21 protein-coding genes and 1 riboswitch are annotated in these 22,827 nt (G+C 64.9%); of the genes, 6 read left to right on the forward strand and 15 right to left on the reverse strand.

Features of this window, described 5'->3' with window-relative positions:
- The 10 genes from GTP44_RS25345 to thiC all read right to left on the reverse strand — a co-directional run.
- A partial coding sequence (locus GTP44_RS25345) for a M56 family metallopeptidase (protein WP_229257079.1) occupies positions 1-1,069 on the reverse strand: 1,069 nt, incomplete at its 3' end.
- A 67-nt stretch (positions 1,070-1,136) separates the two neighbouring features.
- Entirely contained in the window at positions 1,137-2,243 is a 1,107-nt protein-coding gene (locus GTP44_RS25350; RefSeq protein WP_160989574.1) for an S-(hydroxymethyl)glutathione dehydrogenase/class III alcohol dehydrogenase, read from the reverse strand.
- A 325-nt stretch (positions 2,244-2,568) separates the two neighbouring features.
- Positions 2,569-3,498: a Gfo/Idh/MocA family protein gene (locus GTP44_RS25355; protein WP_161021586.1), complete on the reverse strand. Its 930-nt coding sequence runs from the start codon at positions 3,496-3,498 to the stop codon at positions 2,569-2,571.
- Positions 3,499-3,597: 99 nt separating this feature from the next.
- Complete coding sequence (locus GTP44_RS25360; RefSeq protein ID WP_160989576.1) at positions 3,598-4,050, reverse strand: response regulator; 453 nt, start codon at positions 4,048-4,050, stop codon at positions 3,598-3,600.
- Between the two features lie 210 nt (positions 4,051-4,260).
- Positions 4,261-4,902, reverse strand: coding sequence for an ANTAR domain-containing response regulator (locus tag GTP44_RS25365; protein ID WP_160989577.1), 642 nt, complete (start codon positions 4,900-4,902; stop codon positions 4,261-4,263).
- A gap of 76 nt (positions 4,903-4,978) precedes the next feature.
- The gene (thiE, locus tag GTP44_RS25370; RefSeq protein ID WP_161021587.1) at positions 4,979-5,590 is read right to left on the reverse strand and encodes a thiamine phosphate synthase; all 612 of its coding nucleotides are present in this window, start codon (positions 5,588-5,590) and stop codon (positions 4,979-4,981) included.
- 13 nt (positions 5,591-5,603) lie between these two features.
- Positions 5,604-6,374, reverse strand: a complete 771-nt coding sequence (gene thiD / locus GTP44_RS25375; RefSeq protein ID WP_160989579.1) for a bifunctional hydroxymethylpyrimidine kinase/phosphomethylpyrimidine kinase — start codon at positions 6,372-6,374, stop codon at positions 5,604-5,606.
- Positions 6,371-7,150 (reverse strand): thiazole synthase, encoded by a 780-nt coding sequence (locus GTP44_RS25380; protein WP_160989580.1) that lies wholly within the window; start codon positions 7,148-7,150, stop codon positions 6,371-6,373. The genes thiD and GTP44_RS25380 overlap by 4 nt, the downstream gene beginning before the upstream one ends.
- Positions 7,151-7,162: 12 nt before the next feature.
- Positions 7,163-7,366, reverse strand: coding sequence for a sulfur carrier protein ThiS (thiS, locus tag GTP44_RS25385; RefSeq protein ID WP_161021588.1), 204 nt, complete (start codon positions 7,364-7,366; stop codon positions 7,163-7,165).
- Positions 7,367-7,369: 3 nt separating this feature from the next.
- Complete coding sequence (gene thiC / locus GTP44_RS25390; protein WP_161021589.1) at positions 7,370-9,253, reverse strand: phosphomethylpyrimidine synthase ThiC; 1,884 nt, start codon at positions 9,251-9,253, stop codon at positions 7,370-7,372.
- A 64-nt stretch (positions 9,254-9,317) separates the two neighbouring features.
- Positions 9,318-9,431: riboswitch (TPP riboswitch) on the reverse strand.
- A gap of 93 nt (positions 9,432-9,524) precedes the next feature.
- On the opposite strand from thiC, the gene GTP44_RS25395 reads away from it, so the two are divergent.
- Together GTP44_RS25395 and GTP44_RS25400 are read left to right on the forward strand one after the other, a co-directional pair.
- Positions 9,525-12,563 carry a diguanylate cyclase domain-containing protein gene (locus tag GTP44_RS25395; RefSeq protein ID WP_229257081.1) on the forward strand — a complete coding sequence of 1,013 codons (3,039 nt, stop codon included), beginning with the start codon at positions 9,525-9,527 and terminating at the stop codon, positions 12,561-12,563.
- 149 nt (positions 12,564-12,712) lie between these two features.
- Complete coding sequence (locus GTP44_RS25400; RefSeq protein ID WP_161021591.1) at positions 12,713-15,508, forward strand: valine--tRNA ligase; 2,796 nt, start codon at positions 12,713-12,715, stop codon at positions 15,506-15,508.
- Between the two features lie 113 nt (positions 15,509-15,621).
- Here GTP44_RS25400 and GTP44_RS25405 read toward each other — a convergent pair whose 3' ends face one another.
- On the reverse strand, positions 15,622-16,206 hold the full coding sequence (locus tag GTP44_RS25405; RefSeq protein ID WP_160989585.1) for a winged helix-turn-helix domain-containing protein: 585 nt from the start codon (positions 16,204-16,206) through the stop codon (positions 15,622-15,624).
- Positions 16,207-16,272: 66 nt separating this feature from the next.
- Here GTP44_RS25405 and GTP44_RS25410 point away from each other — a divergent pair, with 66 nt between their 5' ends.
- Positions 16,273-17,415: a S41 family peptidase gene (locus GTP44_RS25410; RefSeq protein ID WP_229257080.1), complete on the forward strand. Its 1,143-nt coding sequence runs from the start codon at positions 16,273-16,275 to the stop codon at positions 17,413-17,415.
- Here GTP44_RS25410 and GTP44_RS25415 read toward each other — a convergent pair whose 3' ends face one another.
- Positions 17,416-18,384: a threo-3-hydroxy-L-aspartate ammonia-lyase gene (locus GTP44_RS25415; protein WP_161021592.1), complete on the reverse strand. Its 969-nt coding sequence runs from the start codon at positions 18,382-18,384 to the stop codon at positions 17,416-17,418. It abuts the gene before it with no gap.
- Between the two features lie 17 nt (positions 18,385-18,401).
- Complete coding sequence (locus GTP44_RS25420) at positions 18,402-19,028, reverse strand: helix-turn-helix transcriptional regulator (protein WP_160989587.1); 627 nt, start codon at positions 19,026-19,028, stop codon at positions 18,402-18,404.
- 112 nt (positions 19,029-19,140) lie between these two features.
- Between GTP44_RS25420 and GTP44_RS25425 the strand changes: the two genes are divergently transcribed.
- Positions 19,141-19,581: a DUF2147 domain-containing protein gene (locus GTP44_RS25425; protein WP_161021593.1), complete on the forward strand. Its 441-nt coding sequence runs from the start codon at positions 19,141-19,143 to the stop codon at positions 19,579-19,581.
- Positions 19,582-19,592: 11 nt separating this feature from the next.
- Here GTP44_RS25425 and GTP44_RS25430 read toward each other — a convergent pair whose 3' ends face one another.
- Positions 19,593-20,354: a ThuA domain-containing protein gene (locus GTP44_RS25430; protein WP_161021594.1), complete on the reverse strand. Its 762-nt coding sequence runs from the start codon at positions 20,352-20,354 to the stop codon at positions 19,593-19,595.
- Positions 20,355-20,425: 71 nt separating this feature from the next.
- Here GTP44_RS25430 and GTP44_RS25435 point away from each other — a divergent pair, with 71 nt between their 5' ends.
- Positions 20,426-20,827, forward strand: a complete 402-nt coding sequence (locus tag GTP44_RS25435) for a YbaN family protein (RefSeq protein ID WP_160989591.1) — start codon at positions 20,426-20,428, stop codon at positions 20,825-20,827.
- Positions 20,824-21,810 (forward strand): aldo/keto reductase, encoded by a 987-nt coding sequence (locus tag GTP44_RS25440; RefSeq protein WP_161021595.1) that lies wholly within the window; start codon positions 20,824-20,826, stop codon positions 21,808-21,810. The genes GTP44_RS25435 and GTP44_RS25440 overlap by 4 nt, the downstream gene beginning before the upstream one ends.
- On the opposite strand, the gene GTP44_RS25445 is transcribed toward GTP44_RS25440, so the two are convergent.
- Positions 21,811-22,560, reverse strand: coding sequence for an SDR family oxidoreductase (locus GTP44_RS25445; protein ID WP_161021596.1), 750 nt, complete (start codon positions 22,558-22,560; stop codon positions 21,811-21,813).
- Positions 22,561-22,827: the final 267 nt, after the last annotated feature.

Raw genomic sequence — 22,827 nt, forward strand, 5'->3', positions numbered from 1 at the left:
GTGCGGCTGGTGCGGCTGGTGCCGCGGCAGGCGCCAGCGGCGCAGCGGGCGCCACCGGCTGCGGCGCGGCGTGGGCATAGAACACCGCGCCGGCCGCCAGCAGGCCCGCCAGCGGCATGGCGATTTTCCAGCTGACCGGTTCCACATCGGGACGCAGCAGGCGTTTGATTCGAGACATGAGATTTCCTCCATGAGCCGCGTGGGCTAGTTGTGTTGTATCGAACTGGAACTGGTCCAGTTGCGACAGGGCTTGCGCCAGCTTGTGCGGCTGGCCGAGCATCTCGACTGCCAGGTCGTCGGCGATTTGTTCCCGCTCGATCCGTATCCTGCGCGAAATAGCCCAAACACTAGGGTGATAGAACAGCGCGACCTCGATCACGCTTTGTAGGAGATTGACCAGATAGTCATGTCGTTTGATGTGCGCCAGCTCGTGCGCCAGCAGCGCTTCGAGCAGATCGACCGGCATGCCGGTGATCAGCGCCGACGGCACCAGCACGATCGGCTTCCAGCAGCCGGCGGTGATCGGGCTGTCGACCTTGTCGGACACGCCCAGCCGCACATGCTGTTCAATGCCGAAGCGGCACGCCATCGTCGACAGCCGACGCTGCCAATAGGGATTGGTGGTGTAGTCGCCGGCGCCGGTATGTTCAGCCACCCACTTGAGGCCAAGCGCCAGCCGCAGCGCCATCAGCGCCGCGCCGGCCAGCCACAGGCCGACGATCCACGGCAATTGGCGGCCCAGCAGCGATTTGATATTGTCCAGCGTGCCATCGTCGATCAGGGCGCCGGCGCTGGTGGCACCAACGGCCACCGTTTGCATGGCGCCAAAACCAACCGGGACGGAAGCGTCGAGCAAATAAACGATGATGGCCGACAGCGGCAGCGCCGCGCACAGCAGCATGCCGCCGCAGGCGACCGTGTAACGCGTCTGCGGACGCGCGTTGCGCAGCAAGTGCATGGCCAGCATGACGGTCCAGCCGATCAGCAAGCCTTGCCAGACGAAATGCAGCAGCGCCCAGCCGGTCGCGGGCACGAGTGCTTGCAGCAGAGAGGGCAGATGTGGGTTCATGGATGTAGAATAAATTATCTAGTTTTGGAAGTCTAGAACTTTTTTTCTACATCCATGCAGGTGTGGCTTAGTACAGCACCACCGAGCGGATCGACTCGCCGCTCTTCATCAGGTCGAAGCCCTGATTGATGTCTTCCAGTTTGAGGCGATGGGTGATCAGGTCGTCGATGTTGAGCTTGCCTTCCATATACCAGTCAACGATCTTCGGCACGTCGGTGCGGCCGCGCGCGCCGCCGAAGGCCGAGCCCTTCCACTCGCGGCCGGTCACCAGCTGGAACGGACGGGTCGAGATTTCCTGCCCCGCCGCCGCCACGCCGATGATGATCGACTTGCCCCATCCCTTGTGGCAGCACTCCAGCGCCTGACGCATCAGCGTGGTGTTGCCGACGCACTCGAAGCTGTAGTCGGCGCCGCCGTCGGTCAGCTGGATGATGTGATCGACCACGTTTTCCACTTCGTTCGGATTGATGAAGTGGGTCATGCCGAACTTGCGTGCCATCTCCTGGCGCGCCGGATTGATGTCGACGCCGATGATCTTGTCCGCGCCGACCATCTTGGCCGCTTGAATCACGTTCAGGCCGATGCCGCCCAGGCCGAACACCACCACATTCGCGCCCGCTTCCACCTTGGCGGTGAACAGCACCGCGCCCACGCCGGTGGTCACGCCGCAACCGATGTAGCAGACTTTATCGAACGGCGCGTCCTCGCGGATCTTGGCCAGCGCGATTTCCGGCACCACGATGTAGTTGGCGAAGGTCGACGTGCCCATGTAGTGATAAATCGGCTTGCCGTCGATGGAGAAGCGGCTGGTCGCATCCGGCATCAGGCCACGGCCCTGCGTCGAGCGGATCGACTGGCACAGATTGGTTTTTTGCGACAGGCAGAATTTGCACTGGCGGCATTCCGGCGTGTACAGCGGAATGACGTGGTCGTCCTTCTTCAGCGATTTAACGCCGGGACCGACATCGACCACGATGCCGGCGCCTTCATGGCCCAGGATGGCCGGGAAGATTCCTTCCGGATCGGCGCCGGACAGGGTGTAGTAATCGGTATGGCAGATGCCGGTGGCCTTGATTTCCACCAGCACTTCGCCCTCGCGCGGGCCGCCCAGCTCGACTTCTTCAATCGTCAGGGGCTTGCCCGCTTGCCAGGCAACGGCTGCTTTGGTTTTCATGAGGTTCCTTTCGCGTTGGAACATCATGATAACAAATTCCTGCGGGCCAAAAATGCTGTGTCCCCCTATGTGCCCAGCCAGGAGTCGGTCGACCGTTGAAGGAACATCGTCAGGCCCGATGGATTTCCCGGACCAGAGGCGAGCAACCTCGGGGAGAAGATGTTTCGGCACAGGGACCAGGCTAGCCTCCATGGCGTCAGCCAACGCCCCGGCCGTGCTCGAAGCTCTGCACATTACTCTTTCAGATAAACCACCCGCATGACGTTATATCAAAGCATAAAAATCTGGGCCGATTTACTGAAAGGCGTAATATTCCGATGACAAATCAATCGTGGAAGGCGTCCACCACTTTGCGCTGGCCCAGCATGAAGGCGTCGGCGACGTGACGCAGCGGCGACACATCCACGTCCGACTGGCCGGCGCGGACGATGTGTGCGAAACGCTGGTACAGCGACGGGTATTCGGCCTCCTTCTCCAGTGGCTGCTCGGCGCCGTTGATCCACAGGCGCGCACCGCCGTCGGCCAGCTTGACCTCGCCTCCGGCGGTGGTGACGATGATGTCCCAGCTTTGCTTGCCGGTCTGGCGCCAGTCGAACTCGGCATGCACCTTGACACCGTCGGCGTTCTGGAAATGCAGGTCGGCGGCGATCGGCGCGTCGCGGTTTTCAGGGAACTCCAGCGCGGCCTTGGTCAGAAACACCGCCGACGGCAGGATTTCGGTGACGATCGACAGCGCGTTGATGCCCGGATCGAACACGCCCAGGCCGCCCGCCTGCCAGATCCAGTCCTGGTTCGGGTGCCACTGGCGCACGTCTTCTTTCCAGATCACGTGCATGGCGGTTGGCGCGTTGGCGGCCAGGTGGGCCTTGGCCGGCTGCACGCCCGGCGCATAGCGCGAGTGCCAGCTGGCGAACAGGCTGACGCCCTTCTCGGCGGCGAAGGCTTCCAGGTCGGCCACTTCCGACAGCGTGGCGCCGGGCGGCTTTTCCAGGAAGACGTGCTTGCCGGCGGCCAGCGCCTTGCGCGCGGCGGCGTAACGGTATTGCGGCGGCATGCACAGCGAAACGGCCTCGATGTCCGGACGCGCTGCCAGCATGGCTTCAATGGTCGGGAAGCTCGGAACGTTGTCGATGGTGTTGTTGCGGCTGGCCGTCGCGACCAGCGCGTAGTCGGCGTTCGCGGTGATGGCGGGCAGGTGCTGGTCGTAGACGATTTTGCCGACGCCGACGATGGCGAGTTTGATAGGTGACGTCATCTGTGTGTCCTCGTTGAATGATCCGGCAGACTATCACTTACGCCAGTCACGCAACAAGGCCAGACGGCCGTCCCCTGGTATTTATTATCAATATCGCGCTTATTGGGGTTCAACCGGCATCGCAGGACCGATGTCCAGCAGGTCCGCCACCGTGCGCCACAGCTGGCGCGGCGAGGTCCACGGCTTGGGCAGGAAGGCACCACCGGCCTGGTGCTGCTCCGGATGGCGCGCCGAATACATCAGCACGCGCGCGTCGCCCTGCAGCATGCGCACTTCCGGCAGCAGATCGGCGCCGTCGCCGTCAGGCAGGTCCGGGTCCAGCACCACCAGTGCATACTGTTCCCGGCGCAGCAGTTCCTGCGCCGCGGCCAGCGTCTGCACATGGGTCACCTGGGTTTCCGGCACCAGCAAGGCGGCCAGCACCAGCGCGGCGTCATGGTCGCTGTCGATGTGCAGCACGCGCGGGGCGGTGGCAAAGATCGAAAAACCGATGGCGCCGCCGGTTTCTTCGGTGAACGGACGAAAAGTGGTGCTTGGCAAATCGTTGGTCATGGCTGTCTCCGCTGTGAAAGCTAGTAAAAGCTCGGCGGAGTTGGGCCGAAGAAATGGGACGTGGCGCAGGGTACGGGCAGCCAGTGGGCGACAGGTGCCAATGGGGGCACGGTCGCGGTCGCGGCGGCGGATAACCGGTATCAGTATCCGCCACGCAGACCATAGTGTATCTCAAAAATGCTTTGCGGCAAGTATTTTAACGCGCGGCGTTTACTTTTTCAGACGGCTGTTGAATGCGGCATGCAAGCTGTTGAGGGTTTCTTCGGCCGCCAGCAACTGGTCGGCCACCTCGTTGACCTTGCGGCGATTGGAGCGGGCGTGGTCGCGCAGCACCTCGAAGGCGGTGTTGCGGTCGGTCTGGAACTTGCACATCAGCAGACCCACGGCCAGGCTGGTTTCGCGGCCAGCGGCCAGCGCGGCGTTCAGATTGAGCTCGGTGCGGCGCAATTGACGGATTTCGTCGGCGCGCGCCAGGCCGGCGGCAAACGCCGGCATCAGCTGCTTCTCGTCGACCGGCTTGACCAGGAAGCCGACCGCGCCATACGAGGCGGCCTGCTTGCCGGCGTCGGCGTCGCCGCGGCCGGACAGGAACATGAACGGCACCGAACTGGTGGCGTGCAGCTGCTTGGCCAGTTCCAGGCCGTTCATGCCGGGCATGTGGATGTCGAGCAGCGCCAGGTCCGGCTCGCGCTGGGCAATGGCTTGCAGGGCTTGTTCGGCCGAGGAGGCCTTGGCGACCTCGTAGCCGGCATGGCCTAACACTTCGCCAAGGAAATCGAGCAGCAGAGGATCGTCGTCAACGATGAGGATCAGGCGCTTCGGGCTGGTCTGGCTGGTAGAAGATAAAGGCATGGATCGGCAACCTTGGGCTATTGCTAACAGCCCCATTATAAAGCCGAAACTGGCCAATACTTCAAGCCTTTTATTGCTATGCAAAAAGTGCGTTGAATTGATCGACCGCCTGCGCCACACTTTCAGCTTGATAGACGCTGCTGATGGCCGCCACCATGTGCGCGCCGCCGGCGACCAGCGGCGCGGCGTTGTGCGGCGTCATGCCGCCGATGACCACCATCGGTACGCGGATGACCTCGCTTGCCTGGCCGAGGATGGCGGGCGGCGTGGTGACGGCGTATTGTTTCACGCGCGACGGATAGAAGCCGCCGAAGGCGACATAGCTGGCGCCGGCCTGCTGCGCGGCGATGGCACGCGGCAGATCGCCGTAGCAGGAAGCGCCGATGATCTTGCCGGCGCCCAGTTGCGCGCGCACGGCGCCGACCTCGGCGTCGGTGCCGCCGAGGTGCACGCCATCGGCGTCGAGTTGCTGGCACAGGTCGACGAAGTCGTTGATGAGGAAAGGCACGCGGTGGCGGCGGCACAGCGCCTGCAGCGCGGCCGCCTGCTCGGCGCGCTGGGCCGGACCGGCCTCCTTGTGACGGTATTGCAGCAGGGCGACCGGGCCGGCCTGCAGTGCCTGTTCAGTCACGCTCAGCAGGCGGTCGGTGTCGTCCCAGTTGGGGGTGACGAGGTAGAGTCCGTGCATGATGTTCTCTCGCTTAACGTAAGGGGATGCGCTGGCCGGGGGCGATGGCGTAGGCATCGCGCAGCGCGTGGAAGACGTAGTGCTGCGCCTGCTCCAGCGCGACGGCGGTGGGCAGGCCCAAGGCCAGTTGCGCGGCCAGCGCCGAGGCCAGCGTGCAACCACTGCCGTGGAAGGCGCCGTCCAGTCGCGGCCAGCGCCATTCGCGCGGCGCGCCGGGGCCGTACCAGCGATTGATCACTTCCTCGTCGTCGCCGTGGCCGCCGGTGATGAAGACGTGGCGGCAGCCGCGTGCGCGCAACGCCTGGGCCTGCGCCTCGGGCCGCGTGGCGTCGCTCAGTGTCCGCGCTTCCGGGCCGTTGGGCGTGAGCACGGTGGTCAGCGGCAGCAGCGGCGCCAGCGCCAGCGCCGCGTCGTCACGCGACAGCAGGTCGCCGTGGCCGCTGGCGAGCACCGGATCGAGCACCACCGGCGTCTCGCCCGCGCAGCGCTGGCGCAGCCAGGTGATGAAGCCGGCGATTGCCTCGGCGTTGGCGGCGCTGCCGGCGATGCCGATCTTGACCGCGCTGATGGCGATCTTGTCGGCCAGCGCCCGCGCCTGGCGCAGCACCAGCTCCGCCGCCACCGGCTGCACGCCGAACACGCGGTCATTGTCCTGCACCGTCAGCGCGGTGCAGACGGTCAGCGCGTGCACGCCCTGACCGGCAATTGCCTGCAGGTCGGCCGACAAGCCGGCGCCGCCGGACGGATCGAGTCCGGCGAACACCAGCACGCACGGCCGCGTCATGCCAGCCGCCCCGCCATCGGTGACGACGGCGACGCCGCGAACTTGCGCGCGATGCGGCCAGCCAGATAGGCCTCGCGCCCGGCCTGCACGCCCAGCTTCATCGCGCGCGCCATGCGCACCGGGTCTTGCGCGCCGGCGATGGCGGTGTTCATCAGCACGCCGTCACAGCCCAGCTCCATCGCGATCGCCGCGTCCGAGGCCGTGCCGACGCCGGCATCCACCAGCACCGGCACGCTGGCCTGCTCGATGATCAGCGACAGATTCCACGGATTCAGTATCCCCATGCCGGAGCCGATCAGCGACGCCAGCGGCATCACCGCCACACAGCCAAGGTCCTCCAGCATGCGCGCCTGAATCGGATCGTCGCTGCAATACACCATCACATCGAAGCCATCCTGCACCAGCGCGCGCGCCGCCACCAGCGTCTCGGGCATATTCGGGAACAGGGTCTTCTCGTCGCCCAGCACTTCCAGCTTCACCAGCCGATGGCCGTTCAGCAGTTCGCGCGCCATCTGCAAGGTGTAGATCGCGTCCTTGGCGGTGTAGCAGCCGGCCGTATTGGGCAGGATGGTGTACCGCGACGGCGGCAGCACGTCCAGCAACGACGGCGCCTTCGGGTCCTGGCCGATATTCACGCGGCGGATCGCCACCGTGATAATTTCCGCCTCGGCGGCGTCGGTCGCCTCGCGAGTCTGCTGCAAATCCTTGTACTTGCCGCTGCCAACCAGCAAGCGCGATTGATACGCCTTGCCGGCGATCGTCAACACATCATTCATCTCGTTCTCCAATTAACCGCCGCCGATGGCGCGCACAATATCCACCTGGTCGCGCGCCTGCAGCACGCGTTCCGGCCACTGCTGGCGCGGCACGACCTGGCGGTTGACCGCCAGCGCCAGCGCCTGGCCGCTCAGCGCCAGCGCTTCCACCAGCTGCTGCAAGGTGTGGCGCGCCGGCACGCGGTGCGGCGCGCCGTTCAACTCAATCTCAATCATGGTTCACGCCTTGCTGTAGAGTTCCGCGCCGTTCTTGATGAACTCCACCGTCTTCACCTGCATGCCGTTTTCCGCATAAGCGCGCACCTCCTGGGTGATCTTCATCGAGCAGAAATGCGGGCCGCACATCGAGCAGAAATGCGCCACCTTGGCGGAATCCTTGGGCAAGGTCTCGTCGTGGAATTCGCGCGCCTTGTCCGGGTCGAGGCCGAGGTTGAACTGGTCTTCCCAGCGGAATTCAAAGCGCGCCTTGGACAGCGCGTTGTCGCGGATCTGCGCGCCCGGATGGCCCTTGGCCAGGTCCGCCGCGTGGGCGGCGATCTTGTAGGTGATGATGCCGTCCTTGACGTCGTTCTTGTCCGGCAGGCCGAGATGCTCCTTCGGCGTCACGTAGCACAGCATCGCCGTGCCGTACCAGCCGATTTGCGCCGCGCCGATGCCGGAGGTGATATGGTCGTAGCCCGGCGCGATATCGGTGGTCAACGGTCCCAGCGTGTAGAACGGCGCCTCGTGGCACTGCTCCAGTTGCAAGTCCATATTCTCTTTGATCAGCTGCATCGGCACGTGGCCGGGGCCTTCGATCATCACCTGCACGTCGTGTTGCCAGGCGATCTGCGTCAGCTCGCCCAGCGTTTTGAGCTCGCCCAGTTGCGCCTCGTCGTTGGCGTCGTAGATCGAGCCGGGACGCAGGCCGTCGCCCAGCGAGAAGGCCACGTCATACGCCTTCATGATCTCGCAGATCTCTTCGAAGTGGGTGTACAGGAACGATTCCTGGTGATGCGCCAGACACCACTTGGCCATGATCGAGCCGCCGCGCGAGACGATGCCGGTCATGCGCTTGGCCGTCAGCGGCACATAGCGCAGCAGCACGCCGGCGTGGATGGTGAAGTAGTCGACGCCCTGCTCGGCCTGTTCGATCAGCGTGTCGCGGAAGATCTCCCAGGTCAGGTCCTCGGCCTTGCCGTTGACTTTTTCCAGCGCCTGGTAAATCGGCACGGTGCCGATCGGCACCGGGCTGTTACGGATGATCCACTCGCGCGTTTCGTGGATATGCTTGCCGGTCGACAGGTCCATCACCGTGTCGCCGCCCCAGCGGATCGCCCAGGTCATCTTCTCGACCTCCTCGCCGATCGAGGACGTCACGGCCGAATTGCCGATGTTGGCATTGATCTTGACCAGGAAGTTACGGCCGATGATCATCGGCTCAAGCTCCGGATGGTTGATGTTGGCCGGGATGATGGCGCGGCCGCGCGCAAGCTCGTCGCGCACGAATTCCGGCGTGATCTCGGCCGGCATGGCGGCGCCGTAAGCCTGGCCCGGATGCTGGCGGCCCATCAGCTCGGCCAGCCGCTGGCCGTTCGGGCCGGACGTCTTCAGGCTCCCGAGGTATTCCTGGCGGCGCAGGTTCTCGCGGATGGCGACGAACTCCATCTCCGGCGTGATGATGCCCTGGCGCGCATAGTGCATCTGCGTGACGTTCCTGCCCTGGCGCGCGCGGCGCGGCTGGCGGTGCAGCTTGAAGCGCAACTGCGCCAGCGCGGCGTCGGCCAGCCGCGCCTGACCATAGGCGGAGCTCGGGCCGTCCAGCTGCTCGGTGTCGCCGCGTTCCAGTATCCACGGCAGGCGCGGCGTGGCGGCCAGGCCGGCGCGGATATCGATGCTGGCGGCCGGATCGGTGTACGGGCCGGAGGTGTCGTACACCGTCACCGGCGGATTGGCCTCGACGCCGAACGTGGCCGGCGTGTCGGACTGGGTGATTTCGCGCATCGGCACGCGCAGGTCGGGCCGGCTGCCCTGCACATAGATCTTGCGGGAATTCGGTAGTGGTTGAATCGCTGCCTCGTCCACCGTGGCGGTGGCGGACATGAATGGTGGGTTGGCGTTCATTTGGCTCCTTGGTTGGGCTACAGGAGCCAGCAAAGGAGGTTGGATGCGCGCCCGCACCCGGCGTGCGCGATATCCATGGCTTCCCTTCGCTGGCATTATCCAGATCAGGTTCGGAGGGTATTTCTCACCCGCGTCGCGCATCATCAGCTCGCACGCCGCAGGACCCCTAGCGTTTGCCACCTTGCGGCAGCGCGCCGATTATAAACCGGGTGGCCGCCGAAGTGGCAAAAATCCCACATTCGGCGCGCGGCCGCTCGGGTATAGTGTGGCAATGCCATGTAGCAATGTTCTCCGCCGCCGCGCCCTGTCTGCCGCACTGTGCCTGCTGCTGATGCTGCTCGGCATGCCGGCGCGGGCCAACCACGGTGTGCGCTGGGGCGAGCTGGCGCACACCGCGTTCAGGCACCATGGGCATCCGGATCTCAGCAGCGGCGTCAGCTTGGCCCAGGACCGCCAGGGTTTCGTCTGGATCGGCACGCAGTCCGGACTGGTGCGCTGGGACGGCAACCGCCACATCAAATACCTGGCCGACGGCGCCCGCAACGACGCGCTGCCCGACAGCTATCTGATGAGCCTGCATGTCGACAGCCGGGGCCGCCTTTGGGCGGGCATGAATTCCGGCGGCCTGGTGCGCTACAACGCCGAGCATGACAACTTCATCCGCTACCGCGCCATCCCCAGTGGCCAGCGTGATCCCCGGGTGTCCGCCATCATCGACGACGGCCGCGACGGCCTGTGGATCGGCACCGGCGCCGGCCTCGATCACCTGGATGCCGACGGCCGCTTCACCCGCCTGGGCGCGCAGTACGGCGCCGACGCGCTGCCCGACGGTGGCGTCGAGGCGCTGTTGCGCCAGGACGATGGCGCGCTGTGGGCCGGCACCCGCCATGGCCTGTTCCTGTTGCGCCCGGGCCGGCCGCCGCAACAGTTGACGCTGGGCGGCCAGCGCGGTCTGCCGGTCGCGCGGCTGCTGCGGGACAGCGCCGGCCGGCTGTGGATCGGCACCGGGAACAGCGGCGCCTTCCTGTACCAAGCCGGCGCCGCGCTGGCGACCGGCGCGGCGCCGGTGCGCGAAAGCGGCACGCGGCCGACGCTGCAACAGGAGCGCATCTCCGCCATCGTCGAGGCGGCGCCGGACGAGATCTGGTTCGGCACCCACGGCGTCGGCGGCGGCATTGTGGTGCTCGATGTGCGGCATGGCGCCACGCGCCGCATCCGCCACCGCGCCGACACCCCCGACAGCCTGGCCGACAACGACGTGATGACGATGTTGCGCGAGCGCAGCGGCATCATCTATGTCGCCAGTATGGCCGGCCTCAGCCAGTACGATCCGCGGCCGCGCGCGGTCGCCACCATCCGCCACCTGGACGCCAGCCACAACGGCGTGCTCAGCGTGCCGAGCCTGCTGCAGGCGGCCGACGGCAAGCTGTGGCTGGGCAAGGTCAGCGGTGGGATCGACATCGTCGATCCGCTGCACGGCCTGCGCGGCCGGCTGGATGTCGGCGCCGGCCTGCCGCAGAGCCGGGTGCTGGCGCTCGCCTCCGGACCCGACGGCGAGGTCTATATCGGCACCCAGCAAGGCCTGTTCCGCGCCGACGCCGACGGCCGGCGCGCCCAGCGCGTGCACGTGGCGCGCCGGCGCGACGAGGAGGAAGTGTGGGCGCTGGCGCTGGTCGGACGCACACTGTGGGTGGGCGGCCTGGATGGCCTGTGGGCGCTGCGGCTGCCGTCCGCCGGCGCGCCGCAACTGCTGCGCCACGAGGGCGCGCGGCTGGGCGATACGCGCGTCACCGCGCTGCTGCCGCTGGACGACGATGTCTGGGTCGGCACCCGCAACGGCCTGGCGCGGGTGGGGCCGGAGACGGTCGAGCAGATCCCGACCGACCTGGCGGCGCCGGACCGGTTGCCGCCGGGCTTTGTTTCGTCCATGCTGCGCGACCGCGATGGCCGGCTGTGGTTGTCGAACTTCGGCACCGGCATCGTCATCCTGGACGATGCCAGCGCCAACGGTCCGCGCCGCTTCCACCGGCTGGGCATGCGCCAGGGCCTGCCCGACCGGGCCGCCAACAAGCTGCTGCAGGACCGCGACGGCATGATCTGGGCCAGCACCGACAACGGCCTGGCGCGCATCGACCCGCGCACGCTGGCCGTGCGCGCGCTGGGCATCGGCGAAGGCGTGCATGTGCCGAGCTACTGGACCAATGCCGGCGCGCTCACCGACGCGGGCGAGCCGGTGTTCGGCGGCCTGTCCGGACTCAGCGTGGTGCGGCCGCAGGCGCTGTCGGCGTGGCACTACACGCCGCCGCTGGTGGTCACCCGCATCCTGCTGAACGACCAGGAACTCCCGGCCGCGGTCTACAACGCCGGCTTGGGCCGCAAGGCGCCGCCGCTCACCGTCACCACCGCGGCGCGCGAGCGCGGCTTCTCGCTCGACTTCGCCGCGCTCGACTACTCGGCGCCGGAGCGCAACCGCTACGCCTACCGGCTGCTGGGCTTCGACTCCGGCTGGGTCAGCACCGAGGCGGCGGCGCGCCGCGCCAGCTACAACAACCTGCCGCCGGGCGACTACCTGCTGCAGCTGCGCGGCTCCAACCGCAACGGCGACTGGGCGCCAACGCTGGAGGTGCCGGTGCGGGTGCTGCCGGCCTGGCACCAGCGCACGCTGGCGCGGGTGGCGGCGGTGCTGACGGGACTGTTGCTGGGCGCCGGCCTGATGCAAGCGCGCACCACCTATCTGCGCCGCCGCCAGCACGAGCTGGAAGCGATGGTCGCAGCGCGCACCGCCGAACTGCGCGCCACCCAGGCGCAACTGGAAGCGCTGGCCTACAGCGATCCGCTGACCGGGCTGGCCAACCGCCGCCTGTTCAACGACGCCTTGCGCCATCTGGTGGCGCAGGCCGAGCGCGGCGGCGCGGCATGCACGCTGCTGCTGATCGACCTCGACCGATTCAAACTGGTCAACGACACGCACGGCCACGACGCCGGCGACGCGCTGCTGGCGGCCACCGCCGCACGGCTGCGTGCGGCGGTGCGCGAAGCGGACCAGCCGTTCCGGCTGGGCGGCGACGAGTTCGCCGTGCTGCTGAGCCAGACCGCCGACCATGCGACGCTGGCGCCGGTGTGCGAACGCATTCTGGCCCAGCTGGCGGCGCCGCTGCCGCACGACGCGGCGGTGATCGAGATCAGCGTCAGCGTCGGCGCCGCCATCCACCAAGCCGGTCACGACCACGAACAACTCTACAAGCGCGCCGACCTCGCGTTGTACGAAGCCAAGGCGGCCGGGCGTTGCACCTGGCGCCTGCGTGCTTGAAGGTCGGCGTCAACGTTGCAAAATCCGGCATCCCATCACCTCCTTGTATTGTTGATATTTTGCGGTTGCCGCAATAATACGCAGCCGGGGCCACGTCATCTATAATGGCTGTTTTCGCAAACGCATTTCTAACATACCTCAGCCATATCATGGAATTAGCCAAGTCTTTCGAGCCTGCCGACATTGAACAGTTCTGGCGTACCGAGTGGGAACAGCGCGGTTACTACACCGCCACCCTCGACGCCGGCAAACCGTCTTTCAGCATCCAGTTGCCGCCGCCGAACGTCACCGGCACCCTGCACATGGGCCACGCCTTCAACCAGACCATCATGGACGGCCTGACCCGCTACCACCGCATGCTGGGCCATAACACCGCATGGATTCCAGGCACCGACCACGCCGGCATCGCCACCCAGATCGTGGTCGAGCGCCAGCTCGACGCGCAGAAAATCTCGCGCCACGATCTCGGCCGCGAAAAGTTCATCGAGAAGGTCTGGGAGTGGAAAGAGAAATCCGGCTCCACCATCACCGGCCAGATGCGCCGCCTGGGCGCCTCGCCGGACTGGCAGCGCGAATACTTCACCATGGACGCCGAGCGCTCCAAGTCGGTGACCGAAGTATTCGTGCGCCTGCACGAGCAGGGCCTGATCTACCGCGGCAAGCGCCTGGTCAACTGGGACCCGGTGCTGGGCACCGCCGTGTCCGACCTGGAAGTGGTGTCGGAAGAAGAAAACGGCTCGATGTGGTACATCAAGTACCCGCTGGCCGACGGCAGCGGCCATCTGACCGTGGCCACCACCCGTCCTGAAACCATGCTGGGCGACGTCGCCGTGGCGGTCGATCCCACCGACGAACGCTATCAGGCGCTGGTCGGCAAGATGCTGACGCTGCCGCTGGTCGGCCGCGAAATCCCGATCATCGCCGACGAATACGTCGACAAGGCCTTCGGCACCGGCTGCGTGAAGATCACGCCGGCGCACGACTTCAACGACTACGCCGTCGGCCAGCGCCACAAGCTGGCGATGCCATCGATCCTGACGCTGGACGCCAAGATCGTCGACGACGCACCGCAAGCCTACCGTGGCCTGGACCGCTTCGTCGCCCGTAAAAAAATCGTCGCCGACCTGGAAGCGCAGGGCCTGCTGGAAGACGTCAAACCGCACAAGCTGATGGTGCCGCGTGGCGACCGTACCGGCGTGGTCATCGAGCCGATGCTGACCGACCAGTGGTTCGTCGCCATGAGCAAGCCGGCGCCGGAAGGCACGTTCAATCCAGGCAAATCGATCGCCGCAGTGGCGCTGGAAAAAGTCGCCACCGGCGACATCAAATTCGTGCCGGAAAACTGGAGCACCACCTACAACCAGTGGCTCAACAATATCCAGGACTGGTGCATCTCGCGCCAGCTGTGGTGGGGCCATCAGATCCCGGCCTGGTACGACGAGGCCGGCAACATCTTCGTCGCCAAGACCGAAGCAGAGGCAGTCGCGCAAGCCGCCGCCCAAGGCATCACCGCGCCGCTGCGCCGCGACGCCGACGTGCTGGACACCTGGTTCTCGTCCGCGCTGGTGCCGTTCTCGACGCTGGGCTGGCCGGAAGAAACCCCGGACATCAAAGCCTTCCTGCCATCGTCGGTGCTGGTGACCGGCTTCGACATCATCTTCTTCTGGGTGGCGCGCATGGTCATGATGACCGCGCACTTCACCGGCAAAGTGCCGTTTGAAACCGTCTACGTGCACGGCCTGGTGCGCGACTCGCAGGGCCAGAAGATGTCCAAGTCCAAGGGCAACACGCTGGACCCGATCGACCTGATCGACGGCATCGGCGTGGAAGAACTGGTTGCCAAGCGCACCACCGGCCTGATGAACCCGAAAGACGCCGAGAAGATCGCCAAGGCCACCCGCAAGGAATTCCCGAACGGCATCGCCGCCTACGGCACCGACGCGGTGCGCTTCACGATGGCCTCGTACGCCTCGCTGGGCCGCAACATCAACTTCGACCTGGGCCGCGCCGAAGGCTACCGCAACTTCTGCAACAAGCTGTGGAACGCCACCCGTTTCGTGATGATGAACACGGAAGAAAAGGATTGCAGCGCCAGCGAAGCCGACCTGTCGAACGCCGACAAGTGGATCATCTCGCTGCTGCAAAAGGCCGAGCTGGACGTCGCCAAGGGCTTCGCAGACTACCGCTTCGACAACATCGCCTCGACCATCTATAAATTCGTCTGGGACGAGTACTGCGACTGGTATCTGGAAGTGGCCAAGGTACAGGTACAACACGGCACCGAAGGCCAACAGCGCGCCACCCGTCACACGCTGCTGCGGGTGCTGGAAGTGGTGCTGCGCCTGGCGCATCCGGTGATCCCGTTCGTCACCGAAGCGCTGTGGCAGGCGGTCGCGCCGCTGGCCGGCAAGACCGGCGACTCGATCATGATGCAGCCCTACCCGATCGCCAACACCGCCAACATCGACGAGTCGGCCGAAGCCTGGATGCAGCAGCTGAAAGCGCTGACCGATGCCACCCGCAACCTGCGCGGCGAAATGCAGCTGGCGCCATCGCTACGCGTGCCGCTGATCGTCGAGCCGGGCAACGCCACCGAGAAAGCTGCAATGGAAGGCTACGCGCCGTACGTGCAATCGCTGGCCAAGCTGGCCGAGGTGCAGATTGTGGACGCGCTGCCGGAATCGCCGGCGGCGGTGTCGATCGTCGGCACGACCAAGCTGATGCTGAAAGTGGAAATCGACGTCAAAGCCGAGCGTGAGCGCCTGAGCAAGGAAATCACCCGTCTGGAAGGCGAGATCAGCAAAGCCAACGGCAAGCTTTCGAACGAAAGCTTCGTGGCCCGCGCGCCGGCCGAAGTGGTCGCGCAAGAAAAAGAACGCGTGGCCAACTTCTCCGCTACGCTGGACAAGATGCGCGAGCAAATCGCCAAGCTGCCAGCAGCCTAAGCATTAGCATTAGCATTAGCATTAGCATTAGCATTAGCTAGCCCGAAATCGGGGCCGGTTCTGCCAAACGTACATCAGTTCGTGTACGGTTTGGCCGAACTTGCCCCGTTTTTTTATGGCTCGCTGCGGCGCTTGGATTGGGCGGTGTGGGGGGCCAGGACGAAGGTGCAACTGAGCAGGTGATTGCGCCCTGCGGTGCGGGGATGGCTCATCAGGTCGCACAGGCGTTCCAGCAGCTGGTTGGCTTCTTTCAGCTCGGCCTCGCTCAGCCACGCTTTGTTGCGGGCTGCCCATAGTTGGCGTGATGAACCTTCGGTGATGGTGTCTTCCGCGTCCAGTGCTTCGCCAAAGTCTTTTTCTGCAACTTGCATCAGGCCGTGGGCGAATTTGCGCAGCGCCGTGATGTGGCGCTCGCTGTCGGTGTTGTATGCCAGCCTCAGCGGCTGAGATGGGTCGCCGGCCAGGCGGTAGCGGCGCTCGTCGCCATCGCCGTCGAGTTCGGTGACGAGCTTGCCCTTGCAGAGCAGTTTCAGATGGTAGTAGAGGCCGTCCGCATGGCGGCCCAGCTCCAGTGCCAGTTCCGCCGCGCTGGCTTCACCGCCTAGTGCGGCCAGCGTGTCGACCAGCTCCTGGCGGATGGGCGAGGACAGCAAGGTAATCAGTTGGGGATCGCTGATCGCCCGGTAGTCGATTGTCATAAGCTTTGCCGTTGTTGAAAAATATCTATATTATTTCAACAAATAACCACGCGCAAGCGCATGCCGATGAAAACCAGATTGCTGATGCTGATGCTAATGTCGTCCCTGTTCTGCGCCACCGCGCTCGCAGGCCCTTTGCAGGAGGATGTGGCTTTCATCCGCCAGACCATCGCCAGTGAGCATCCGGCTATCGGTTTTTCCGCCGATCCGCAGGTGCTGGACGCGGCGCTGACCACCTTGGCAGCAACGACAGGCACGCTGTCGCGCGACGCAGCCTGGCGCCGGCTGTCAACGCTGAATCCGCTTTTTGCCGACGCCCATCTTTTTGTCGGTTATGCCGACTGGCGTGGCGATACCGTCGCGCACCTGCAAGCCGGTGGCGGCTTGTTCCCGTTGGAAGTGGAAATTGATGCCGAAGGCAAGCTGCGCATCAGCGCCGCGCTGGGCGGTGCGACAAGCGAGCTGGCCGGCGCCCGCATCATTGCCATCAACGGCATCCCGGCCGCGGCGGCGACCGCCGAGGTGCTGCAACGCGCGCATGGCGATACGCCGGTGTTCCGCGCGCATCTGGCCTCGCAACGCTGGTGGCTGTATCACTGGAAACTGTATGGTGCGATGGCGCACTATCAGCTGGAGCTGGAGCACGCCGGCCGCCGCTGGCAAGTCACGCTCTCGGCCAGCACGCAAACGCCGGGCATCCTGCGCGCTAACGATGCGCCGTTCCACTTCGAGATCCGGCCGGATGGCGCCGCGACGCTCAAGGCTGGCAGCTTCGATCCCACGCTCAGGGAGCGCTTCCTGGCGCTGACAAAAACAGCATTCGAACAGCTGCGCCAACAGCGCATCAACACGCTCACCATCGATATCAGCGACAACGGCGGCGGCGATGACGATATGTGGCTGGAAGGCCTGATGCCCTACCTCGCCAGCAAGCCTTATCGCACCGGCTCGACCTACACAAAAAAAGACGCCACCGGCGAAATCCAGACCTGGCGCCAGCCGCAGCTGGACAAGCTCTACAACGGCAAGGTCATCGTCGTCATTGGCCCATCCACCTATTCCTCGGCCATCCTGTTCGCCAACGTGATGCAGGACTTCGGCTTCGCCACGCTGGCCGGCGCCGGCAACGCGGCGCGACGCACGCAGTCAGGCGGCATCCGCAAGTTCACCTTGCCGAACAGCGGCCTGGTGCTGTGGGCGCCGCGCTGATTATTGCGCCAGCAGTTCGGCGTAACGTGCGATGTCGATGTTGCCGCCGCTGATGATGATGCCAACGCGCTTGCCTTGCAGCTGCGCGTTCATCGCGCGCGCGGCGGCAAAGCCGAGGCAGCCGGTCGGTTCGACCACCATCTTCATGCGCTCGGCAAAGAAACGCATCGCCGCGCGCAGTTCTTCGTCGCTGGCGGTGAGGATGTCGTCCACATCGCGCTGGATGATCGGGAAGGTGATATTGCCCAGGTGCTGGGTCTGCGCGCCATCGGCGATCGTTTTGGGCGTGTCGATGTGCACGATGCTGCCGCTGCGGAACGATTGCTGGCCGTCGTTGCCCGCCTCCGGCTCAACGCCAAACAGCTTGGCCGATGGCGACAGCGCACGCGTCGCCAAGGCGGTGCCGCTCAGCAGTCCGCCACCGCCCAGCGGCGCGAACACGTAGTCCAGCCGCCCCACCTCTTCGAACAATTCCTTGGCCGCCGTGCCCTGCCCCGCGATCACGTCCGCATGGTCGTAGGGTGGAATCAGCGTCAGGCCGTGTTTGATGGCCAGGTCGCGGCCGATCTGCTCGCGGTCTTCCGTGTAGCGGTCGTAAATCACCACTTGCGCGCCGTAGCCGCGCGTGGCCGCCACCTTGGCGGCCGGCGCGTCATGCGGCATGACGATGGTGGCGGGAATTTGCATCAGCCGGGCCGACAGCGCGATCGCCTGGGCGTGATTGCCCGACGAGAACGCCACCACGCCAGCCTTGCGCTGCTCCGGCGTGAACCGCGCCAGCGCGTTGTAGCCGCCACGGAATTTGAACGCGCCCATGCGCTGGAAGTTCTCGCACTTGAAGAACACTTCGGCGCCCAGCTCGGCGTCGGCGGTCGATGACGTCAGCACCGGCGTCGCGTGCGCCACGCCGGCGATGCGTTCGGATGCGGCCACCACGTCCGCAAAGGTGGGCAGTTTCAGTTCACTCATGATTTTTCCTGGGAGGATTAGCGCGCGTCGTTGTAGACGGTGGCGCGGGAGACGTTGAGATAGGCGGCGACGATGTCCATCGCGCGGCGCACATCGCTGAGGCCGGACTCTTTGAGCTCGCGCATCAGCGCCTTGCGCGCGTCGCCTTTCAACGCGCGCGGCGTGGTGCCGAGCCGGGCGGCGAACTGGTCGATGCGCCGGTGGATGGCGTCGGCGCCGGACAGCACCATGGTTTCGTTGACGGCGGCGGCGGTGTCGACACTGCCGAACTGCGTCAGCATGGTGTTCAGGCTGCGGAACACCGTCAGGTCAACGTTCAGGCACAGCGCGGCGATATACTGGCCTTCGCTGTCCTTGATGCCGATCGACGTGCTCTTGGCCAGCCGGCCGTCCGGAAAGGTGTTGGGATAGTTGGCGATGACCTGCTCGAACGCCGGGTCGGCGGCGCGCGCCAAGCCCAGCTCGGTCGCCGGCGCGCCCACTTCGCGGCCCGACAGGTTGTTGTGGATCGCCAGGATGGCGTGCTCCGGCTGCGTCAGGTCGTGCAGCACCACTTCGCAGAACGGTGCCAGCGTTTTGCCCAGCCCGTCCGCCACGTGCCGCATCTGCGCCAGCAGATTTTGGTGTTCAGATGTTTTCTCCATCTGAACATATTATCTCATTTTAGATTTTTTGTGTATTTTGACGACACCCTCTAATTGGCACGACCGTTCAGTTCGTATAATGAACCACACAAAAACCACCCAGGAGACGCACATGAAATTTCTCGCCCTGATCGCCGTAGCCGCCCTCAGCATCGCGCTGGCCTTCGCCGACAACACCTCGCCAGCCGGCCTGTGGAAGAACATCGATGACGAGACCGGCAAACCGAAGGCGCTGATCCGCATCAGCGACAACAACGGCGTGCTGAGCGGCCAGATCGAAAAGCTGTTCCGCGAGCCGAACGAGGAACAGAACCCGAAGTGCGACAAGTGCGACGGCGCGCGCAAGGACCAGCCGATACTCGGCATGACCATTCTGTCGAACCTGAAGAAGGACGGCGATGAATACGCCGGCGGCGAGATCCTGGACCCGAGCAACGGCAAGGTCTACAAGAGCAAGCTGCACCTGACCGACGGCGGCAAGAAGCTGAGCGTGCGCGGCTACATCGGCGTGCCGATGCTGGGCCGCACGCAAACCTGGGTGCGCCAGGAGTAATCAGTCCGGCCTCAAGGCCGGATGCCCTTGCCGGTCGAGGTCCAATAGATGCCGCCCATCAGGTGCGACAGATACTGCGGATCGCGGTACATATTGCCGTCATGCCCCAGCGCGGTGACGAACACGCGGCCCTTGTCCACGTAGTGGTACCAGCTCAACGGATGATCCTTGCCCATGCCGTGCGCCACCTGCCCCGGCCAGATTTTGGTCGGGTCATAGCTGGTTTCGTCGACATTCAGCACCGTGTTGATCCTGATCTGGTAGGGATTGTCGAACACGTAAAACTCGTCGCTCCAGATCCAGTGATCCGGCAGGCCGAAGGCGGCGGGGAAGTTTTTGTCGGCCACCTCGACCACGCCGGTCTGCAGCATCGGATGGTTGCCGGTGCGGCGGCCGATCAGTTTCTCGTACCACGGCCAGGTGTTCGGCGGAATGATCAGCGAGCGATGCACCAGCATGGCGTTGCCGCCGCCCTGCATGTAGGCCTCGAATTTCCTGCGGCGCGCCTCGTTCAGCTCCTCCGGCGGCGTGTTCAGGAACATCACGGCGGCGTAATGCTTCAGGTCGCCATCGAAGGCTTCCGGCTTGTTGGTGTAGGTCATCTCAAACGCGTGCAGCTTGCCCAGCCTCTCCAGGCTTTCGCGCGCCAGCGGAATGTATTCGTAGTGGTACTTGCTCGGCATCGCCAGCACCAGGATTTTGTACTGGCTGTCGGCATGGGCGCCGGACGCCATCAACACACCGGCCGCCACGGCCAGCAAGCTCTTCTTCATCGTCTCCTCCAACCAGAGTTAGCGCTAACATTTTTGTTATAGTCTAACCCAAGGTGATACGATTTGGACAAATGAAACTAATTCTCAACTCGATAGGCGTTTTGGCGGTGATCCTGGGCGTGCTCGGCATCTTCCTGCCGCTGTTGCCGACCACGCCTTTCCTGCTGCTGGCGTCCGCATGTTTTGCGCGCGCCTCGCCACGCCTGCACAACTGGCTGCAAACCAACAAGGTATTCGGCAAGTATCTGCGCGACTATGAAAACGGCAAAGGCATCCCGCTGCGCGGCAAGATCTGGATTCTGATCTTCATGTGGGGCTCGATGAGTTACTCGATCTGGCGCACCGATCATCTGTGGGTGCGGCTGCTGATCATCACCGTCGGCGTCTGCGTGACCCTCTACCTGACGCGCTTCGTGCCAACGATGCGCATGCCCCCCTCCCTGACCTCTTTGAATAAACGGACCAAACCATGAAGCAGAGAACTTTCGGCCGCACCGGCCACACCGTATCGGAAATCGGCTTTGGCGCCTGGGCCATCGGCGGCGCCTGGGGCGACGTCAGCAAGGAAGACGCCAAGGCGGCGCTGCACGCGGCGCTCGATGCCGGCGTCACCTTCATCGACACCGCCGACGTCTACGGCGACGGCCGCTCGGAACAGTTGATCGCCGAAGTGCTGAAGGAGCGCGGCGGCGACAAGCCCTACGTCGCCACCAAGCTCGGCCGCCGCCTGTCGCCGCACGTGGCCGAGGGCTACACCCGGCAAAACCTGACCGCCTTCGTCGAACGCTCGCTGACCAATCTGGACACCGACTGTCTCGACCTGGTGCAGCTGCATTGCCCGCCGCCGGCCGTCTACTACCAGCAGGAAGTCTTCGGCTACATGGACGATCTGGTCGCGGCCGGCAAAATCCGCCACTACGGCGTGTCCGTCGAAAAGGTGGAAGAAGCGCTGAAGGCGATCGAATACCCGAACGTGCAGTCGGTCCAGATCATCTACAACCTCTTCCGCCAGCGCCCGGCCGCGCTGTTTTTCGCGGAGGCGAAAAAGCGCCAGGTGGGCGTGATCGCCCGCGTGCCGCTGTCATCGGGTCTGCTGACCGGCAAGATGAGCGCCACCACCGCCTTCGCCGCCGACGACCACCGCGCCTTCAACCGCAACGGCGAAGCCTTCGACAAGGGCGAAACCTTCTCCGGCGTGCCCTATGACGTGGCGTTGTCGGTGGTGGAAGACATCCGCAAGCTGGTGCCGGCCAACGCCAGCATGGCGGAATTCGCGCTGCGCTGGATTCTGATGGAAGCTGCCGTCAGCACCGTGATCCCCGGCGCGCGCAACGCGGCGCAGGCACAGGCCAACAGCCGCGCCAGCGCGCTGCCGGCGCTGCCGGCGGAAACCATGGACGCGCTGCGCGAGCTCTACCGCAACCGCATCGCACAGTACGTCCACCACAGCTGGTAATCAGCTGGCCTGCCGGGTCGGCATCACCACCACCTGCTGCAGGTTGACATGCTTCGGTTGGTCGGCCAGAAAGCCGACCACTTCCGCCACGTCCCGCGGCTGCAGCAAGTCCATGCTCTGCGCCGCGCCGGCGAACCAGTCCTTCGCGCCCTGGAAGGTCCAGTGGCCTTGCAGTTCGGTTTCGGTGATGCCGGGCTCGATCAGCGACACGCGGATATGCTTAGGCCCCAGCTCCGCGCGCAGATGGCGGCTCAGGTGACTGACATAAGCCTTGGTGCCGCTGTACACCGCGAAGTAGGGATAGATATTCTGCGCCGCGATCGACGAGGTGTTGACCAGATCCGCCACGGCGCCCTGCTCCGCACTCTTGACCAGTTGCGGCACGAAGGCCGAGATCACCCGCATGACGCCGGTGACGTTGAGATCGATCTGATGTTCCCATGCGTCCATGTCACGCGCCTCCACCGCGCCCGGCAACATCACGCCGGCGTTGTTGAAGACCAGATTGGCCGGGCCGTAAGTCTGCGCCACCACGCTGGCGGCGGCATCGACCGAGGTCTGATCGGTCACATCGACCGCCAGCGCCAGCGCTTCGCCAGCGGCCGCGCGAATCTCGTTGACGGCCTGCTCCAGCACCTCCTTGCGGCGCGCCAGCAAAGCAACCTTGGCGCCGCGCGCGGCCAGCAGTTTGGCGGTGGCCAGGCCGATGCCGCTCGATGCGCCGGTAATAACAGCTACGCGATTTTTCATGATGAGTTCTCCTGTGGGGTTGAAAGACAGGTGGGGACCTCGAATTACTGCTGATTTGAACTGAGGTGCTGAGAAAACGCCGGCTGTGGACGTATTCGCACGGCGGCTTCAGACCTTTTGGCACTTGTCTTGCTGTCCAAAACCACCTTTTTCGTGGTCCAGACGGACTGCGGGCGTCAAAACGCCGAAAACTTCGCCTCCTTCAGGTAGCAAAGGCGGCGCAAGTTGTAGGCGGCGGCCTTCCAGTTCAGTTGCAGCGTGGCGCGT

Origin of the sequence: Duganella lactea, from assembly GCF_009857505.1 — a bacterium.
In the GTDB taxonomy this organism is placed as follows: Bacteria; Pseudomonadota; Gammaproteobacteria; order Burkholderiales; family Burkholderiaceae_D; genus Rugamonas; species Rugamonas lactea.

What these genes read in the sequence shown, in the direction of transcription:
- GTP44_RS25350 (WP_160989574.1), bottom strand. Translation starts at nt 2,243, where the DNA reads ATGAAAACCAAAGCAGCCGTTGCCTGGCAAGCGGGCAAGCCCCTGACG.
- GTP44_RS25355 (WP_161021586.1), bottom strand. Translation starts at nt 3,498, where the DNA reads ATGACGTCACCTATCAAACTCGCCATCGTCGGCGTCGGCAAAATCGTC.
- GTP44_RS25360 (WP_160989576.1), bottom strand. Translation starts at nt 4,050, where the DNA reads ATGACCAACGATTTGCCAAGCACCACTTTTCGTCCGTTCACCGAAGAA.
- GTP44_RS25365 (WP_160989577.1), bottom strand. Translation starts at nt 4,902, where the DNA reads ATGCCTTTATCTTCTACCAGCCAGACCAGCCCGAAGCGCCTGATCCTC.
- thiE (WP_161021587.1), bottom strand. Translation starts at nt 5,590, where the DNA reads ATGCACGGACTCTACCTCGTCACCCCCAACTGGGACGACACCGACCGC.
- thiD (WP_160989579.1), bottom strand. Translation starts at nt 6,374, where the DNA reads ATGACGCGGCCGTGCGTGCTGGTGTTCGCCGGACTCGATCCGTCCGGC.
- GTP44_RS25380 (WP_160989580.1), bottom strand. Translation starts at nt 7,150, where the DNA reads ATGAATGATGTGTTGACGATCGCCGGCAAGGCGTATCAATCGCGCTTG.
- thiS (WP_161021588.1), bottom strand. Translation starts at nt 7,366, where the DNA reads ATGATTGAGATTGAGTTGAACGGCGCGCCGCACCGCGTGCCGGCGCGC.
- thiC (WP_161021589.1), bottom strand. Translation starts at nt 9,253, where the DNA reads ATGAACGCCAACCCACCATTCATGTCCGCCACCGCCACGGTGGACGAG.
- GTP44_RS25395 (WP_229257081.1), top strand. Translation starts at nt 9,525, where the DNA reads ATGCCATGTAGCAATGTTCTCCGCCGCCGCGCCCTGTCTGCCGCACTG.
- GTP44_RS25400 (WP_161021591.1), top strand. Translation starts at nt 12,713, where the DNA reads ATGGAATTAGCCAAGTCTTTCGAGCCTGCCGACATTGAACAGTTCTGG.
- GTP44_RS25405 (WP_160989585.1), bottom strand. Translation starts at nt 16,206, where the DNA reads ATGACAATCGACTACCGGGCGATCAGCGATCCCCAACTGATTACCTTG.
- GTP44_RS25410 (WP_229257080.1), top strand. Translation starts at nt 16,273, where the DNA reads ATGAAAACCAGATTGCTGATGCTGATGCTAATGTCGTCCCTGTTCTGC.
- GTP44_RS25415 (WP_161021592.1), bottom strand. Translation starts at nt 18,384, where the DNA reads ATGAGTGAACTGAAACTGCCCACCTTTGCGGACGTGGTGGCCGCATCC.
- GTP44_RS25420 (WP_160989587.1), bottom strand. Translation starts at nt 19,028, where the DNA reads ATGGAGAAAACATCTGAACACCAAAATCTGCTGGCGCAGATGCGGCAC.
- GTP44_RS25425 (WP_161021593.1), top strand. Translation starts at nt 19,141, where the DNA reads ATGAAATTTCTCGCCCTGATCGCCGTAGCCGCCCTCAGCATCGCGCTG.
- GTP44_RS25430 (WP_161021594.1), bottom strand. Translation starts at nt 20,354, where the DNA reads ATGAAGAAGAGCTTGCTGGCCGTGGCGGCCGGTGTGTTGATGGCGTCC.
- GTP44_RS25435 (WP_160989591.1), top strand. Translation starts at nt 20,426, where the DNA reads ATGAAACTAATTCTCAACTCGATAGGCGTTTTGGCGGTGATCCTGGGC.
- GTP44_RS25440 (WP_161021595.1), top strand. Translation starts at nt 20,824, where the DNA reads ATGAAGCAGAGAACTTTCGGCCGCACCGGCCACACCGTATCGGAAATC.
- GTP44_RS25445 (WP_161021596.1), bottom strand. Translation starts at nt 22,560, where the DNA reads ATGAAAAATCGCGTAGCTGTTATTACCGGCGCATCGAGCGGCATCGGC.